Origin of the sequence: Bacillus sp. FSL K6-1012 (assembly GCF_037964915.1) — a bacterium.
Taxonomy (GTDB): domain Bacteria; phylum Bacillota; class Bacilli; order Bacillales; family Bacillaceae; genus Bacillus; species Bacillus halotolerans.
Window position 1 is genome coordinate 2929377 of sequence record NZ_CP150175.1, and the last position, 15383, is coordinate 2944759.

A 15383-nucleotide genomic window follows, 5' to 3' on the forward strand; every position below is an offset into this window, starting at 1 on the left:
TTGTTAAAAAAACCTCTCCCATGCGGAAGAGGTTTTTTTCATCTTATACTCTGTCGCTTCCGAAGAAATTGCGGAATGCTTGTAAGTTTGTATCCCTGTTTAAGGCAGCGATAGAAGTGGTAAGCGGAATGCCTTTCGGACAGGATTGAACGCAGTTTTGCGAGTTGCCGCAATCTGCAAGGCCTCCTTCATCCATCAGCGCTTCCAGCCGGTCGGATTTGTTCATGGCTCCTGTCGGATGGGCGTTAAACAGACGGACCTGAGACATTGGAGCCGGACCCATGAATTTCGATTTGCTGTTTACATTCGGGCAGGCTTCCAGGCAGACACCGCACGTCATGCATTTTGATAATTCATATGCCCACTGGCGGCGTTTTTCCGGCATTCTCGGTCCCGGTCCTAAATCGTACGTGCCGTCGATCGGTATCCACGCTTTTACTTTTTTCAGAGAATTAAACATTCTGCTGCGGTCAACCTGCAGATCACGCACGACCGGGAATGTTTTCATCGGTTTTAAGCGGATCGGCTGTTCAAGCTGGTCAACAAGCGCCGTACAAGACTGGCGGGGCTTTCCGTTTATAACCATTGAACATGCGCCGCATACTTCTTCAAGACAGTTCATATCCCATGTGACAGGAGTTGTCTTTTCACCTTTCACGTTAACCGGATTCCGGCGGATTTCCATTAAAGCGGAAATGACGTTCAGGTTCGGGCGGTATGGTATTTCAAATTCTTCATCGTAAGGCGTGCTGTCGGGTGTATCTTGACGTGTGATAATAAATCGTATGGTCTTTTTCTCACTCATGATTATTTCGCCACCTTCTTCTTCGAGTAATCCCGTTTCCGAGGCGTTATCAGTGATACGTCGACATCCTGATACTCAAACTCAGGCGCTTCATACGGGCTTACATGTTTAGCCATTGTTGTTTTGAGCCATTCATCGTCATTACGCTCAGGGAAATCCGGTTTATAATGGGCGCCCCTGCTTTCATTACGGTTGTAAGCACCCAGTGTAATCACCCTGGCAAGCTGAAGCATGTTTGAAAGCTGGCGTGTAAACATAGCTCCCTGGTTGCTCCATTTTGTCGTGTCATTGATGTTAATCTTTTTATACCGCTCCATTAGCTCCTGAATTTTGTCATCTGTTTTCAACAGCTTGTCGTTATGGCGGACAACCGTCACATTCGCCGTCATCCATTCCCCGAGCTCTCTATGGAGGACGTACGCATTTTCGTTTCCGTCCATATTCATGATCTCAGCCCATTTTTCTTCTTCTTTTTTCACGTGGGCATCGAATATCGATGAAGACATATCCTCTGCAGAAGATTCTAAGCCGTTTACATATTTAACCGCATTCGGTCCGGCTACCATTCCTCCGTAAATCGCGGAGAGCAGGGAGTTTGCTCCCAAGCGGTTGCCGCCGTGCATGGAGTAATCACATTCTCCAGCGGCAAACAGTCCCGGGATATTTGTCATTTGATCGTAATCTACCCATAAGCCGCCCATTGAATAATGAACCGCAGGGAAGATTTTCATCGGAAGTTTACGCGGGTCGTCTCCCATAAACTTCTCATAAATTTCAATGATGCCGCCGAGCTTAATATCAAGCTCTTTTGGATCTTTATGAGACAGATCGAGATACACCATGTTCTCGCCGTTGATGCCGAGTTTCTGATTCACACACACATCAAATATTTCGCGTGTTGCAATATCACGCGGCACCAAGTTTCCATATGCGGGATATTTTTCCTCAAGGAAATACCACGGCTTACCGTCTTTGTATGTCCACACACGTCCGCCTTCACCGCGCGCCGATTCACTCATCAGCCTTAATTTATCATCCCCCGGTATAGCTGTCGGGTGGATTTGAATGAATTCTCCATTTGCATAATACGCTCCCTGCTGATAAACGATCGATGCAGCAGACCCTGTATTAATCATGGAGTTTGTGGATTTACCGAAAATGATTCCCGGTCCGCCTGTCGCCATAATGACAGCGTCAGAACGGAAGGATTCAATTTGCATGTTTGTCAGGTTTTGCGCGACAATTCCGCGGCAGGTTCTGTCATCATCTAATATAGCGCCAAGGAATTCCCAGCCTTCGTATTTTGTGACCAGACCGGCAACCTCGTATCTGCGCACTTGCTCGTCCAAAGCATAAAGCAGCTGCTGGCCAGTCGTCGCACCTGCATAAGCTGTTCTGTGGTGCTGTGTACCCCCAAATCGGCGGAAATCAAGCAGCCCCTCAGGCGTCCGGTTAAACATGACGCCCATCCGGTCTAATAAGTGGATGATTGATGGCGCCGCTTCACACATCGCCTTAACCGGCGGCTGATTGGCAAGAAAGTCTCCCCCGTATACAGTATCGTCAAAATGTTCCCACGGAGAGTCGCCTTCCCCTTTTGTATTGACTGCTCCGTTGATGCCGCCTTGGGCACAAACCGAATGAGAACGTTTCACAGGAACGATGGAAAACAGCTTAACCGCCATTCCTGATTCCGCTGCTTTGATTGTCGCCATGAGGCCGGCAAGACCCCCGCCGACTACAATAATGCTTGTTTGACTCATGATAGCCCCTCTCCCTCTAGTAATCTAGTACTCTTATACAAATGCAAAAATCGCTTTTAAGCCTACGTATGACAGTGCAACAAAGATAATCAGCGTAACGTACGTCGAAATTCTTTGAGAACGTGGCGTTACAGTGATGCCCCACGTGACAGCAAAAGACCATAAACCGTTCGAGAAGTGGAAAATTGTCGATAAAACACCTACAATGTAAAAGCCCAGCATAGCCGGCGAGCTCAAGATATTCGCCATCATGTCGAAATTGACCTCAGCGCCCATCTGTGCAGCAATGCGGGTTTCCCACACATGCCAGCTCACAAAAATGAGAGTGATGATACCGGTTACACGCTGCAGGACGAAGAGCCAGTTTCGCATATAGCTATATTGTCCTGCGTTATTTTTCGCAGTAAACGCTATGTACACACCATAAACTGCATGATAAATTAAAGGTAAGAAGATAATAAAGATTTCCAGAGCATACCTGAAAGGCAGACTATCCATAAAATGAGCAGCATTATTGAATGCTTCCGCGCCCCTTGCGGCAAACTGGTTGACGACCAAATGCTGAATCAAAAAGATGCCGACCGGTATGACGCCAAGCAAGGAATGCAATCTTCGAAAATAAAACTCTCTGTTCCCAGACATTACTTTACCCCCTGTTTGATAAGTGCGAAATGTGCTAAATCTCTTCCCCCACTTCTTTCAATTGTAAGCACTTTATTAAGATTTATTGACAATTTCATTTTACTCCTACCACAAAAGGGCGTCAAGAAAACGCGTACATAAATTCTAATTTTCCGAATTGATTAGTTGATTCAAAAATTTTATTTTATCAATATATAATTCTTTCTTAATTTTTCATGAGAATTACAGGATCATTCTGTAATCCTCCCCCCTGTTTGGGCTATAATATACGAAGGAGAGAGGGGAGACAGATATGAAGTCTAAATATGAAGCATCAATACATAATCTAAAAGAAATTGAAATGAACGCCTATGCCTATGAACTGATACGAGAGATTGTTCTCCCAGACATGCTTGGCCAAGATTACTCTTCCATGATGTATTGGGCAGGGAAACATCTCGCCCGAAAGTTTCCTCTTGAATCATGGGAAGAATTTCCGGCTTTCTTTGAAGAAGCAGGCTGGGGAACCCTCACAAACGTTAGCGCAAAGAAACAGGAGCTAGAATTCGAGCTTGAAGGGCAGATCATTTCCAATCGGCTAAAATATCAGAAAGAACCTTGCTTTCAGCTGGAAGCTGGCTTCATCGCCGAGCAAATTCAATTGATGAATGATCAGATTGCCGAATCATACGAACAAGTAAAAAAGAGAGCCGATAAAGTGGTTCTGACTGTTAAATGGGATATGAAAGACCCTGTTTAATGAAAAAGGCGGTGACTGCATGAGTCCCGCCTTTTTGGTTGTCATGACACAGCTGAAGGATGTTTCGAGAGCTCGAATGCATCGTGCAGTGCTTCCACCGCTTTTACCATGTCATTTTCGCTCACTACTGTTGAAACTTTGATTTCAGATGTGCTGACCATTTTGATTAATATGTTTTTTTCCGCCAGTACAGCAAACATTTCAGCCGCTACACCAGGGTTTGATACCATGCCTGATCCGACAATGGATACTTTGGCCAATTTGCTTTCTGTCTCGATTTTTTCGAATTCCAGCGCATCTTTGTACTCTTCAAGTACGGCAACAGTCTGGTCCGCGTCTTCGGATTTAACAGAGAAGGAAATTCCGGTCTCATGGTCTCCCGCCTGCGTTTGAATAATGATATCCACGTTAATGTTTCTTTTTGCAAGAGTTGTAAAAATAGTAGACAAAGTGGTCAGGCCGCTTGTCAGCCCGTAGATGGTTACCCTTGTGATTTGATCTTCGAACGCGATGCCTCTGACGATAAGATTCTGCTCCATGGATGATTCCTCCTCAATTAATGTTCCCGCTTCTGTTTCTGTACTTGAACGCACTTCTAACGGCACTTGGTGATTTTTCGCAAATTCAACCGCTCTCGGATGAAGAACTCCAGCGCCTAAATTGGCAAGCTCCAGCATTTCATCGTAAGAGATGCCGGCAAGCTTTCTCGCTGATTTCACGTAGCGCGGATCGGTTGTAAACACGCCGGGCACATCTGTATAAATATCACATTTATCCGCTTTTAATGCGGCAGCCAAAGCCACTGCTGTTGTGTCTGAACCGCCTCTGCCCAATGTCGTGATTTCACTGTCGTCTGTCATGCCTTGAAACCCTGCCACAACAACGACTTTTCCTTCCTGAAGCTGGCCTTCTAAGACGGATGTGTTCATATCCGTAATTCTGGCGTTGCCATGGACGGCCTCCGTGCGGATCCCCGCCTGCCATCCTGTATAGGAAACGGCGTCATAGCCTTTTTCCTGCAGCGCCATGGAAAGCAAGGAAATGGTGACCTGCTCGCCTGTTGCCAGCAGCATATCCATTTCACGTTTGCTCGGCTGATCAGTGATGTCTTTTGCAAGGCTGACCAATGCGTCAGTGGATTTCCCCATAGCTGATACGACAACAACGACTTGATGGCCTTTCTGTTTTTCCGCAATGACGCGGTTTGCTGCATTTTGAATTTTTTCGACTGAGCCGACGGAAGTACCACCGAATTTTTGTACAATGAGACCCATGTATAACCACCCTTTACATTTTGGTTCGTGCGGGTGAGAAGAAAGAGCGCTTTGTCCACAATAAAAAAAGCAATGAGAGGAATTGCTCTCATTGCTTATCAATTAATCATCAAGATGATTATGAACAACGAGATAGCCCTCCAAGAAAATGATTTCTTGACAGCCTTACATTTATTCAATGCACGGCCAGCAAATAATACCGATGGGGTTTTATTTGCTTCGGCGACGCTCCCCTTTCAGCCTTTTTCTCAGAATCCATCTTTCTCCAAAGGCTTACTCTTGAAGTTCGCACCTCTATCTTCACCATATTACACGATCTAATTATGAAATTAGTTCACATTTTATCAGAACTTTTTCAAAAGGACAACATTATTTTTGCAATTTATCATAAAGCAGCTGTGCCGCCGCTGCGGGTACACCCGCTTTTTTGATGTCCTCGAGGCTTGCTTCCTTCATTTTTTTGACGGAACCGAAATGCTTTAACAGCATTTTCTTTCTTTTTTCTCCGATTCCGGGTATATCGTCTAGCACAGACTGGAACGCGCTTTTCCCGCGGATTTGCCTGTGGAAGCTGATCGCAAACCGGTGCACCTCATCCTGAATGCGCTGAAGCAGGTAAAATTCCTGGCTGTTTCGTTCAAGATAAACCGTCTCCAGCGGATCGCCGATTAATAAATTGGAGGTTCTGTGTTTATCATCCTTCGCCAAGCCTGCAATCGGGATATCCAAGCCCAGTTCGTTTTCTATGACGTCACGGGCCGCGTTGATCTGGCCTTTCCCTCCGTCTATAATGATCAGGTCAGGGAGCGGGAGGTTTTCGCGAAGCACTCTTGTATATCTTCGTCTGACAACCTCTCTCATTGAGCCGTAATCATCAGGCCCTGTGACAGTTTTGATTTTGTATTTGCGGTATTCCTTTTTGTATGGTTTGCCGTCGATGAACACAATCATCGCCGAAACCGGGTTTGTCCCTTGTATATTCGAGTTATCGAACGCTTCGATTCTGTGCGGGGTATAAATATTTAAGGCGTCTCCGAGTTTCTGCACAGCACCGATTGAACGCTCCTCATCACGTTCGATTAAAGAGAATTTTTCTTTAAGCGCGATTTTTGCGTTTTTATGTGCCAGCATAAGCAATTCTTTCTTCGACCCTTTTTTCGGCTGATGGACGTTTGTTTCCAACAGCTGCTCAATCATCGATTGATCGACGCTGTCCGGCACTAAAATCTCCTTCGGCAGAAAATGGTTGTTTTTTGAATAAAACTGCCCGATGAAGGTAAGGAACTCTTCATCTGCTTCCTGATAAAGCGGAAACATGCTGACGTCACGTTCGATGAGCTTTCCTTGCCGTACAAAAAAGACCTGTACGCACATCCAGCCTTTATCATAAGCGTAAGCGAATACGTCACGGTCGACTAAGTCGTTCATCGTCATTTTTTGTTTTTCCATCGTTGATTCGATATGGGCAATTTGGTCACGAAGCTCCTTTGCCCGTTCAAATTCAAGGTTCTCAGCCGCCTCAAGCATTTTCTCTTCAAGCTCTTTTTTAACGTCGTTATAGCCGCCCTTTAAGAAACGGGTAATATTCTCAACCAGCTCTCTGTTTGTCTCTTCAGAAATGTCCTTTACACACGGAGCAAGACATTGTCCGAGGTGATAATAAAGACACACTCTGTCGGGGAGCTTTGAGCATTTTCTGAGAGGATAGAGACGGTCGAGCAGCTTTTTCGTCTCCCTTGCGGCCTGAACATTCGGATACGGTCCGAAATAGCGCCCTTTGTCTTTTTTGACATTGCGGGTGACAATCAGCCTTGGGTGGCGTTCATGGGTGAGTTTTATAAAAGGATAGGTTTTATCGTCTTTCAGCATGACGTTATATTTCGGATCATGCTTTTTGATCAAGTTCATTTCTAAAATAAGCGCTTCAAGATTTGAGGACGTCACGATGTATTCAAAATCCTCGATTTCCGTCACAAGCCTCTGTGTTTTTGCGTCATGAGACCCGGTAAAGTAGGAGCGCACTCTGTTTTTCAGCACTTTTGCTTTTCCTACGTAGATCACTGTCTGCTGACGGTCCTTCATTAAATAACACCCGGGCTGATCGGGAAGGAGGGCGAGTTTTTCTTTCAGTTGTTTGTTCATATGTTACCCTTCCTTATAGTTAGTCCTTTGTTTCCAGTTTAACACGAACAGGTGTTTTTCTCCATGGTTCACGATTGGCGAATAAAAAAAGCGATCCCTCAATTGGAATCGCTCTGGCATGTAAGCAGCCGAACATTAAAGATGTTTGTTTACAAGCTCTTGAAGCGCTTCTTTCGGTTTGAAGCCTACAGATGTTTCAACAACTTCTCCATCTTTTAAAACAAGAAGTGTCGGGATGCTCATAACGCCGTATTTGCCTGCTGTTTCTTGGTTCTCATCTACATCGATTTTTACGATTTTCAGTTTGTCGCCCATTTCTTGATCCAATTCTTCAAGAACAGGTGCAATCATTTTACAAGGTCCGCACCAAGGGGCCCAGAAATCAGCCAGTACGACGCCTTCGCTTGTTTCAGCTGAGAAAGATTGATCAGTTGCTTTTACGATAGCCATTATTGAATTCCTCCAATTGTGAAATGATGATTTTTAGTATAGCATCTCCCATTCGTTCACGCTATTTAAATGCTTATAAATTATTTTTTCCTGATCACAATCGGTTTACTCATAGAATGGGGCATTAAAACACGAATCTGATAATCGCTCCGATCACCACGATTGCGCCGATGATCATTAAAATTGTACGAAGCATAGGACAACATCCCTTCTATAACCGTCATATACTTTACCATGCCCTTTTGGACCTGTTTCAAAACAAAAAAGAGCGCTGTCCTCTAGTGGATCGGCGCTCCTTTTTTTGGTTAAGAATCAGTCCGTAATGTGAGTAAGACAACTGCCATTGGCGGCAGCTTTGCTTTCAATTTGTTTTTATTTACAGAATAACGGCTGAACGATTCAGGTTTTACGTGCTCCGGATCATCAAACGTGTTATGGGCGTTCATCTTCTCAGCAGTCAGGATAACGCCGGAATGATCCACAGTCTTGTCAAGACCTCTCAGCTCGATCTCCACCTCTGCTTTATTTTGATGATCAATGTTACAGATGCTGACGTTTATATCGCCCTCAGCATTTCTTGATGCTGACACACTGATTTGAGGCAGCGTTTCTCCCTTCCATTCATAGTCAGCGGACGTTGTTTCAGTATCTAAAAGAGAGGCATCCTGATGTACCTTAAACATATCAAACACATGGTATGTCGGCGTTAATAGCATCCGTTCTCCCTCAGTCAGAATCATAGCTTGAAGCACGTTTACCGTCTGTGCGATGTTGGTCATTTGCACCCGGCGGCAATGCTGATGGAAAATGTGAAAGTGAGAAGCTGCGACCAGCGCGTCACGAATCGTGTTTTGCTGATATAAAAAGCCTGGGTTTGTTCCTGGCTCAGGGTCAAACCATGTGCCCCATTCGTCAATAATCAGTCCGACCCGCTGTTCCGGATCATACCGGTCCATAATTGTGCCGTGTTTTTCAATCAATTCATCAATGTACTTGGCCTTTTTCATCGTGATGAACCATTCGTCCTCTGTAAATTCTGTGGCCGATCCTTTGCCCTTCCAGAAATCTCCCGGAATCGTGTAGTAATGAAGGCTTAGCCCATCCATCAGGCCAGCGGCTTTTTTCATGAGCACGTCCGTCCAATTAAAATCATCGACGTTTGCACCGCCGGCAATTTTATAAATTTCATTGCCGCTGTAATTGCGGACATACGTTTGAAAACGGCGGTATAGATCGGCATAGTACTCTGGATGCATGTTGCCGCCGCAGCCCCAATTTTCATTGCCCACCCCAAAGTATTTCAGCTTCCAAGGCTCTTCTTTTCCGTTTTGTTTTCTCCAATCCGACATTGGCGTGCCTTCTTTAAAGGTCATATATTCGATCCATTCCGCCATTTCCTGAACTGTTCCGCTTCCTACATTGCCGCAAATGTAAGGTTCGCACTCAAGCAGCTCGCACAGCATCATAAATTCATGTGTCCCGAATTCATTCGATTCAACTGTGCCGCCCCAGTGAGTATTGAGCATCGTCTTTCGGTCACCCACACCATTAGCCCAATGATATTCATCCGCAAAGCAGCCCCCCGGCCATCGGAGGACAGGAATACGCAGCTGTTTCAGCGCTTCTAACACATCTTTTCTTATACCATTTATATGAGGAATGCTTGATTCCGTTCCGACCCAAATCCCTTCATAAATCCCTCTTCCTAAATGCTCAGCAAAATGACCGTATATATTTTTGTTGATCGTTCCTTTTACAATATCCGTTTGAATTACTGCTGTATGTTCAGACATGCTTGATCATTCCTTTCATACAAATATGAAAAGCACCACAGTCAAATATAGGATCTGTGTTTTGCCTGAGGAGCCAGCATGAATGTAAGCGCTTTTAAAGTAACCTTATTATATATGTCCGTACATGTCAACGATTTTTTTTATTACTAAATATTTGTACGTATGTATTCAAAAACCCCGAACTTTTGCAGTCCGGGGCTTCCCTTTATGAGTGAATATTCAGCTGTTTGAATTCTTCAGTCAGTAATGGGACCACTTCAAATAAATCTCCTACAATACCGTAATCAGCTATTTTAAAAATATCGGCTTCAGGATCTTTATTGATGGCGACAATTACCTTGCTGTTGGACATACCCGCCAAATGCTGAATGGCACCGGAAATTCCGCAGGCGATATACAAATCAGGAGTGACAACTTTTCCGGTCTGTCCGATTTGAAGAGCATAGTCACAATAATCAGCGTCACACGCCCCGCGTGAAGCGCCGACTGCTGCGCCCAGCACCTCGGCAAGCTCCTGCAGCGGCTGAAAGCCTTCCTTGCTTTTTACACCGCGGCCGCCCGCAACAATGATTTTCGCTTCAGAGAGATCAACGCCGTCCGCTGTTTTTTTGACGATCTCTTGTATGACGGTACGGAGATCCGTAAGGGAAACTTCGATGCTTTCAATGCTGCCTGCCCGGCTGGCGTCTTTTTCTAACGCTTGAATGTTGTTTGGACGAATCGTCACAAGCGTCATCGGATCCGTTGAAATGACACGTTCAAATGCCTTCCCTGAGTAAATCGGTCTTGTGAAAACAACGTTCTCTCCGGTAACGCTTACATCTGTAGCGTCAGAAATCAATCCCGTTTGGAGCCGGGCTGCAAGCTTCGGCGACAGATCCTTCCCCATTGCAGTGTGTCCGCATACGACCGCATCAGGTTTCTCCTTTTCAATAATGGTTCGCATCACTTGGCTGTATCCGTCTGCCGTATATGCCTTGAGCTTTGGGTCCTCAGCTGTGAGAACTTTGTCTGCACCGTAGTGGATAAGCTCCTCTGCATGCTGTGATACGTTTTCTCCTATAAGAACACCGATCACTTCTCCATCACCTGAAATGGTTCTTCCAGCGGAGATCGCTTCAAAGGTGACATTTCGCAGTTCTCCGTCACGAATTTCTCCGAGTACGATCACTTTTTTTCCCATCCTAACATCCCCCTGTTTCTTTGAATGTGCAAGCGCTAAATGACTTTCGCCTCGCTGCGGAGCAATGATACGAGCTCTTTTGCCTGTTCGGCAGGCTCACCCTGCAGAAGCTTTCCGGCTTCTTTTTTCGGCGGCAGAAAACGTTCAATTGTTTTCATTTTTGGTTCAGCATCTTCTTCATCCAAGTCCAGATCATCCAGCTCAAGCTCTTCAAGCGGTTTTTTCTTGGCTTTCATGATCCCCGGAAGCGATGGGTAGCGCGGTTCATTTAAGCCTTGCTGAGCTGTGACCAGCAAAGGAAGAGTCGTTTTGATTTTTTCAACATCCCCTTCAACGTCCCTTTCCGCTTCTGCGTCACTTCCATTGATGTCAAGTTTGGTGATCGTCGTGATGCACGGAATGTCCAAAAGCTCTGCCAGGCGAGGCGCCACTTGTCCTGAGCCTCCATCGATCGCGACATTTCCTCCGAGAATAAGGTCAAACTCCTGATCCTTCATATAGTGGTATAAAACTTGAGAAATGGAATACTGGTCGGGTTCTTCGAGATCATCTTCTATGTTGATTAAAACGGCTTGGTCACATCCCATGGCAAGCGCTGTACGCAGCTCCTTTTCCGCTTCTTCGCCGCCGACAGTAACAACGGTGATGGTGCCGCCGTGTTTTTCCTTCAGCTGAATGGCTTCTTCAATCGCGTACTCATCGTACGGATTGATAATCCATTCAGCCCCGTCATCCTGAATCTTTCCTGCGTCAATGACGATTTTTTCTTCTGTGTCAAACGTCCGTTTCATCAGTACAAATAGATTCATGATCATATCCCCTTTTATTCGCCTTTGAACTGAGGCTTTCTTTTTTCGAGAAATGCCTGAATGCCTTCCTTGGCGTCCTCCGACTCAAACGCTTCTCCAAAACGCTTTGCTTCAAGCTTTAAGCTGCCTTCATAGGAATACACCTTATTTGTATAGAGAAGCTCAAGCAGAGACGCCATCGTTTGCGGGCTTTTTTCTGCAAATTTGGCGGCAAGCGTTTTCGCTTTTTCAAGCACTTCTGCTTCATCTTTTGCTCCAATTGTCACAAGTCCGAGGTCAAGCGCTTCTTTTCCCGATATCGGTTCTCCTGATCCAATGAGCTCCAATGCTTTTGCTGTACCAACGTATCGCGGGAGCCGCTGTGTACCTGCAAAACCGGGAATAATACCGAGGTTAAGCTCAGGAAGCCCCAGTTTGGCATCTTCTGCCGCAATTCTGATATGGCAGGCCATTGCAAGCTCCAGCCCGCCGCCGAGGGCAGCTCCGTGAATCGCTGCGATAATCGGTTTTGGAAAGCTCTCCATTCTCTCCATCAGCTGCTGGCCGCGTTCAGCCAGCATTGAGGAATCCTCACTGTTTCTCAGTGATGTAAATTCTTTGATATCAGCGCCGGCGGAGAAAAACCTACCCTCGCCGTGAATAATAATGCACCGCACGCCGGCATCTGTCTCACACTGATCAAGACAAGAGGACAGCTCTTCTAATATCCGGCTGGAAAGCGCGTTTGCCGGCGGATTGTGAATCGTCATAACTGCAACAAATTGATCAACTGCGAGTGATATTGCATTCATAGGACAGAACTCCTTTACTTATTGTGAATTCCGGATACCAGTAATTCTAAAACACTGTCTGACAAAGCAGCCAGATCATACTTTTGATCATTCATCACCCAGGTCGTCACGGTTTCGTCAATCGTTCCAAAAATCATTTGCCGGGCGAGGCGGACATCGAGGCCTTCTTTTAACTCACCTGATTGTATTCCTTCCGTCAGAATGCCGTCTAAAATATTTAAGTAGCCTTTTAATATTTCATTAATTTTCTGCCGCAGCTCCAAATTGGATTGGCGGAGCTCAAGCTGAGTGACAATGGCGAGGTTATGGTCGCCCGCCAAAAGTGAGAAATGTTTTGAAATCACGAGCGCCAATTTCTCTTTTGCTGTTGCCTTTTCTTTTATGTCCTCTTCCATCCGCTCAATGAATTGGCCCATTTTTTCTTTAAACAGAGAAATTAAAATGTCTTCTTTATTTTTAAAATAAAGATAGATGGTGCCGTCCGCTACTCCGGCTTGTTTGGCGATTTTAGATACCTGTGACTGGTGGTAGCCGTTTTCCGCAATGACTTCAACTGCTGCATCAATAATCTGCATATACTTTGGCCGTTTTTGCTTCAATTTTCATCGTTCCTTCCTATAGAAATGAATGACTATTCATTCATAATTTTATGATAAGAAGGATTTTCCGGTTTGTCAAGTTTATTCATAAATGTTCTCTTTTTCTGGCTCTATTTGTTACTTGATATGATGATTTTCGGTTTCTTCTTCAAGTAAACGCCTTCTTAAAATTTTCCCAACCGCTGTTTTCGGAAGCTCTTTTCTGAATTCATAGGCTTTCGGCACTTTATAGGGTGCGAGACGGGCTCTGGCGAAAGCGTCCAGTTCTGCTGCGTCGGCTTGTGCGCCTTTCTTTAACACGACAAACGCTTTTACCGTTTCCCCTCTGTACGAATCAGGCACGCCTGCAACGACAATTTCCTGAATCGCTTCATGTTCGTACAGCGCTTCTTCAACTTCCCGCGGGTAAATATTATAGCCGCCTGCGATAATGATGTCCTTCTTCCGGTCGGCAATATAGAAAAATCCATCTTCATCCATATAGCCCATGTCTCCGGTAAAAAGCCACCCGTCCCTTAAGACAGCAGCCGTTTCCTCCGGCTTGTTCCAGTACCCCTTCATGACCTGCGGGCCTTTTACGACAATCTCACCATGCTCATACGGAGCGGCAAATTGGCCAGTCTCTTCAGAGTAAATGGCTGCGTCTGTATTAGGCCAGGGACAGCCGATACTGCCGGGTTTGTTTTTTCCCCAGATAAAATTAGCGTGTGTCACCGGAGATGCCTCGGATAAACCATATCCCTCCACAAGCTTTCCGCCAGTCAGCTTTTCAAATTGCTGCTTCACCTCGACAGGGAGAGCGGCTGATCCGCTGAGGCAGCTTTTAATGGATGACAGATCGTATTGCTGTAATTGGGGATGATGCAAGAGGCCAATGTAAATCGTCGGCGCGCCGGGAAACAGTGTCGGTTTTTGTTTATCGATGATTTTGAGCGTTTGCAGCGGATCGAACTTGGGAAGCAGGATCATTTCAAATCCTAGTTTAATCGTATAATTCATCACTGCCGTCAGCCCATAGACGTGAAAAAATGGGACAATGCCAAGCACTTTTTCATCGCCTTCCTTTACGTTGTACATCCAAGCCGCACACATTTCGGTATTGGCTAAAATATTTCTGTGCGTGAGCATGACTCCTTTGGGCGCTCCCGTCGTACCCCCAGTGTATTGCAGAACGGCAATATCATGTTCAGGGTCAATGTCCGGAATTGTGATCAGCTCTGTTTTTTCCCGCTTCATGCTTGAAACAAAGGTATGAATATTGTCGTTTTCATCATAATCAATGTGCACTTTTTGTTTTTGCGTAAGCGGATAGAGAATATTTTTTGGAAATGGCAAATAGTCTTTTATACTCGTTACCAATATCTGATCCACGATTGATAACGTTTTCATTTTTATTGCCTTCGGGAAAAGCAAATCCAAGGTGATGATCACACTGGCCTCTGCGTCTCTCAGCTGATATTCGAGCTCATGCTCGGTGTAGAGCGGGTTTGTCTGCACCACGATACCGCCGGCAAACAGCACCCCATAATAGGAAATGATGGATTGCGGACAGTTGGGCAGCATGACAGCCACTCTGTCTCCTTTTTGCAGGCCATGTTGCTGCAGAAAAGCTGCGAGTTTAAGAGCATCTGTCAAAATGTCATGAAAGGTGAGTTTCTTTCCGAAAAAAGATACGGCTGTATTGTCAGGGAATCTTGCGGCGGAGTCTGTCAGGATGGATTGCAGGGTTTGGTTCGGCAACGGAAGCTCATGCGGGATTTCGTCGGGATACTCAGCAAGCCACGGCTTTTGAGACTGCATAAAACCTCCCCTTTCGATTTTAGAGTTCACCCTATTATTATAGCAGATGGACGGCAAAAAAAAGAAAAAGAAAGGAAAATCTTTCTTTTTCTCATCATACGAACAGATAAATAAAACCAATCAACAAAAAGATTCCCGCCGCGGCGAGCAGTATTTTTGCAAGCTTTTCCATCTATTCTCCGTCCCCTTATATTCCGGCTGCCACAACAAATGAGAGCCCGACAGAAATGACAAATGAAATAAAGCCGACAGCCCGGTTATCATTTTCAATTTCTTGATCAATTTTAAACCGCGGTGTCAAAAACTCAAAAATGAAGTAGCTGATCAAAAGCATAACAAATCCGTACACACCCCAGCCGATCATTTGCAGCAGAGAATTGTGCTGAGAGATGGAGTGCTGGAACACATTTGCTATCCCTAAAATTTTCCCGCCTGTTGCCATTGCCACAGCGAGATTTCCATTTTGAATCTCTTCCCAGTTTTTATAAGCTGTCACCAGCTCAAACACAGTCAAAAAGAGGACGAGGCAGAGAACCGCGACACTGTAATACGCCGCGATTTCCACAAGCTCGTTTTCCCAAAAATCACTCATG

The 15383-nt window shown here is 45.4% G+C and carries 14 protein-coding genes and 1 riboswitch; of the genes, 1 reads left to right on the forward strand and 13 read right to left on the reverse strand.

Going from position 1 to position 15383, the window contains the following annotated elements; genetic code table 11:
* Positions 1 to 43: 43 nt before the first annotated feature.
* From sdhB to sdhC, 3 genes are read right to left on the reverse strand one after another with little or no spacing between them, the layout of a single operon-like run.
* Positions 44 to 805 (reverse strand): succinate dehydrogenase iron-sulfur subunit, encoded by a 762-nt coding sequence (gene sdhB, locus NSS75_RS15310; protein WP_024122397.1) that lies wholly within the window; start codon positions 803 to 805, stop codon positions 44 to 46.
* A gap of 2 nt (positions 806 to 807) precedes the next feature.
* Positions 808 to 2568, reverse strand: a complete 1761-nt coding sequence (gene sdhA, locus NSS75_RS15315; RefSeq protein ID WP_024122398.1) for a succinate dehydrogenase flavoprotein subunit — start codon at positions 2566 to 2568, stop codon at positions 808 to 810.
* Positions 2569 to 2601: 33 nt separating this feature from the next.
* Positions 2602 to 3210, reverse strand: a complete 609-nt coding sequence (gene sdhC / locus NSS75_RS15320) for a succinate dehydrogenase cytochrome B558 (RefSeq protein ID WP_003237652.1) — start codon at positions 3208 to 3210, stop codon at positions 2602 to 2604.
* A 292-nt stretch (positions 3211 to 3502) separates the two neighbouring features.
* Here sdhC and NSS75_RS15325 point away from each other — a divergent pair, with 292 nt between their 5' ends.
* The gene (locus tag NSS75_RS15325; RefSeq protein ID WP_010335208.1) at positions 3503 to 3949 is read left to right on the forward strand and encodes a YslB family protein; all 447 of its coding nucleotides are present in this window, start codon (positions 3503 to 3505) and stop codon (positions 3947 to 3949) included.
* 41 nt (positions 3950 to 3990) lie between these two features.
* Here NSS75_RS15325 and NSS75_RS15330 read toward each other — a convergent pair whose 3' ends face one another.
* The 10 genes from NSS75_RS15330 to NSS75_RS15375 all read right to left on the reverse strand — a co-directional run bounded on the left by NSS75_RS15330 (position 3991) and on the right by NSS75_RS15375 (position 15382).
* On the reverse strand, positions 3991 to 5223 hold the full coding sequence (locus NSS75_RS15330; RefSeq protein ID WP_339233683.1) for an aspartate kinase: 1233 nt from the start codon (positions 5221 to 5223) through the stop codon (positions 3991 to 3993).
* Between the two features lie 125 nt (positions 5224 to 5348).
* Positions 5349 to 5528: riboswitch (Lysine riboswitch) on the reverse strand.
* A 64-nt stretch (positions 5529 to 5592) separates the two neighbouring features.
* Positions 5593 to 7365, reverse strand: a complete 1773-nt coding sequence (gene uvrC, locus NSS75_RS15335) for an excinuclease ABC subunit UvrC (protein WP_024122401.1) — start codon at positions 7363 to 7365, stop codon at positions 5593 to 5595.
* A gap of 135 nt (positions 7366 to 7500) precedes the next feature.
* Positions 7501 to 7815, reverse strand: coding sequence for a thioredoxin (gene trxA, locus NSS75_RS15340; protein ID WP_003222500.1), 315 nt, complete (start codon positions 7813 to 7815; stop codon positions 7501 to 7503).
* Between the two features lie 305 nt (positions 7816 to 8120).
* Positions 8121 to 9608 carry an alpha-N-arabinofuranosidase gene (locus tag NSS75_RS15345; protein ID WP_101861328.1) on the reverse strand — a complete coding sequence of 496 codons (1488 nt, stop codon included), beginning with the start codon at positions 9606 to 9608 and terminating at the stop codon, positions 8121 to 8123.
* Positions 9609 to 9813: 205 nt separating this feature from the next.
* Positions 9814 to 10791 (reverse strand): electron transfer flavoprotein subunit alpha/FixB family protein, encoded by a 978-nt coding sequence (locus NSS75_RS15350; protein WP_024122403.1) that lies wholly within the window; start codon positions 10789 to 10791, stop codon positions 9814 to 9816.
* Positions 10792 to 10826: 35 nt separating this feature from the next.
* On the reverse strand, positions 10827 to 11600 hold the full coding sequence (gene etfB / locus NSS75_RS15355) for an electron transfer flavoprotein subunit beta (RefSeq protein WP_024122404.1): 774 nt from the start codon (positions 11598 to 11600) through the stop codon (positions 10827 to 10829).
* A gap of 14 nt (positions 11601 to 11614) precedes the next feature.
* Positions 11615 to 12391, reverse strand: coding sequence for an enoyl-CoA hydratase (locus NSS75_RS15360; RefSeq protein WP_101861329.1), 777 nt, complete (start codon positions 12389 to 12391; stop codon positions 11615 to 11617).
* A 14-nt stretch (positions 12392 to 12405) separates the two neighbouring features.
* A complete protein-coding gene (gene fadR, locus NSS75_RS15365) occupies positions 12406 to 12990 on the reverse strand; it encodes a fatty acid metabolism transcriptional regulator FadR (protein ID WP_014477593.1) in 585 nt (194 codons plus the stop codon).
* A gap of 117 nt (positions 12991 to 13107) precedes the next feature.
* Positions 13108 to 14790, reverse strand: coding sequence for an AMP-binding protein (locus NSS75_RS15370; protein WP_024122406.1), 1683 nt, complete (start codon positions 14788 to 14790; stop codon positions 13108 to 13110).
* Positions 14791 to 14977: 187 nt separating this feature from the next.
* Positions 14978 to 15382, reverse strand: a complete 405-nt coding sequence (locus NSS75_RS15375; RefSeq protein ID WP_010335217.1) for a DUF350 domain-containing protein — start codon at positions 15380 to 15382, stop codon at positions 14978 to 14980.
* Position 15383: the final 1 nt, after the last annotated feature.

Excerpts from the sequence above, each read along its gene's own strand:
- sdhB (WP_024122397.1), bottom strand. The coding sequence starts at position 805 with ATGAGTGAGAAAAAGACCATACGATTTATTATCACACGTCAAGATACA.
- sdhA (WP_024122398.1), bottom strand. The coding sequence starts at position 2,568 with ATGAGTCAAACAAGCATTATTGTAGTCGGCGGGGGTCTTGCCGGCCTC.
- sdhC (WP_003237652.1), bottom strand. The coding sequence starts at position 3,210 with ATGTCTGGGAACAGAGAGTTTTATTTTCGAAGATTGCATTCCTTGCTT.
- NSS75_RS15325 (WP_010335208.1), top strand. The coding sequence starts at position 3,503 with ATGAAGTCTAAATATGAAGCATCAATACATAATCTAAAAGAAATTGAA.
- NSS75_RS15330 (WP_339233683.1), bottom strand. The coding sequence starts at position 5,223 with ATGGGTCTCATTGTACAAAAATTCGGTGGTACTTCCGTCGGCTCAGTC.
- uvrC (WP_024122401.1), bottom strand. The coding sequence starts at position 7,365 with ATGAACAAACAACTGAAAGAAAAACTCGCCCTCCTTCCCGATCAGCCC.
- trxA (WP_003222500.1), bottom strand. The coding sequence starts at position 7,815 with ATGGCTATCGTAAAAGCAACTGATCAATCTTTCTCAGCTGAAACAAGC.
- NSS75_RS15345 (WP_101861328.1), bottom strand. The coding sequence starts at position 9,608 with ATGTCTGAACATACAGCAGTAATTCAAACGGATATTGTAAAAGGAACG.
- NSS75_RS15350 (WP_024122403.1), bottom strand. The coding sequence starts at position 10,791 with ATGGGAAAAAAAGTGATCGTACTCGGAGAAATTCGTGACGGAGAACTG.
- etfB (WP_024122404.1), bottom strand. The coding sequence starts at position 11,600 with ATGAATCTATTTGTACTGATGAAACGGACGTTTGACACAGAAGAAAAA.
- NSS75_RS15360 (WP_101861329.1), bottom strand. The coding sequence starts at position 12,391 with ATGAATGCAATATCACTCGCAGTTGATCAATTTGTTGCAGTTATGACG.
- NSS75_RS15370 (WP_024122406.1), bottom strand. The coding sequence starts at position 14,790 with ATGCAGTCTCAAAAGCCGTGGCTTGCTGAGTATCCCGACGAAATCCCG.
- NSS75_RS15375 (WP_010335217.1), bottom strand. The coding sequence starts at position 15,382 with ATGAGTGATTTTTGGGAAAACGAGCTTGTGGAAATCGCGGCGTATTAC.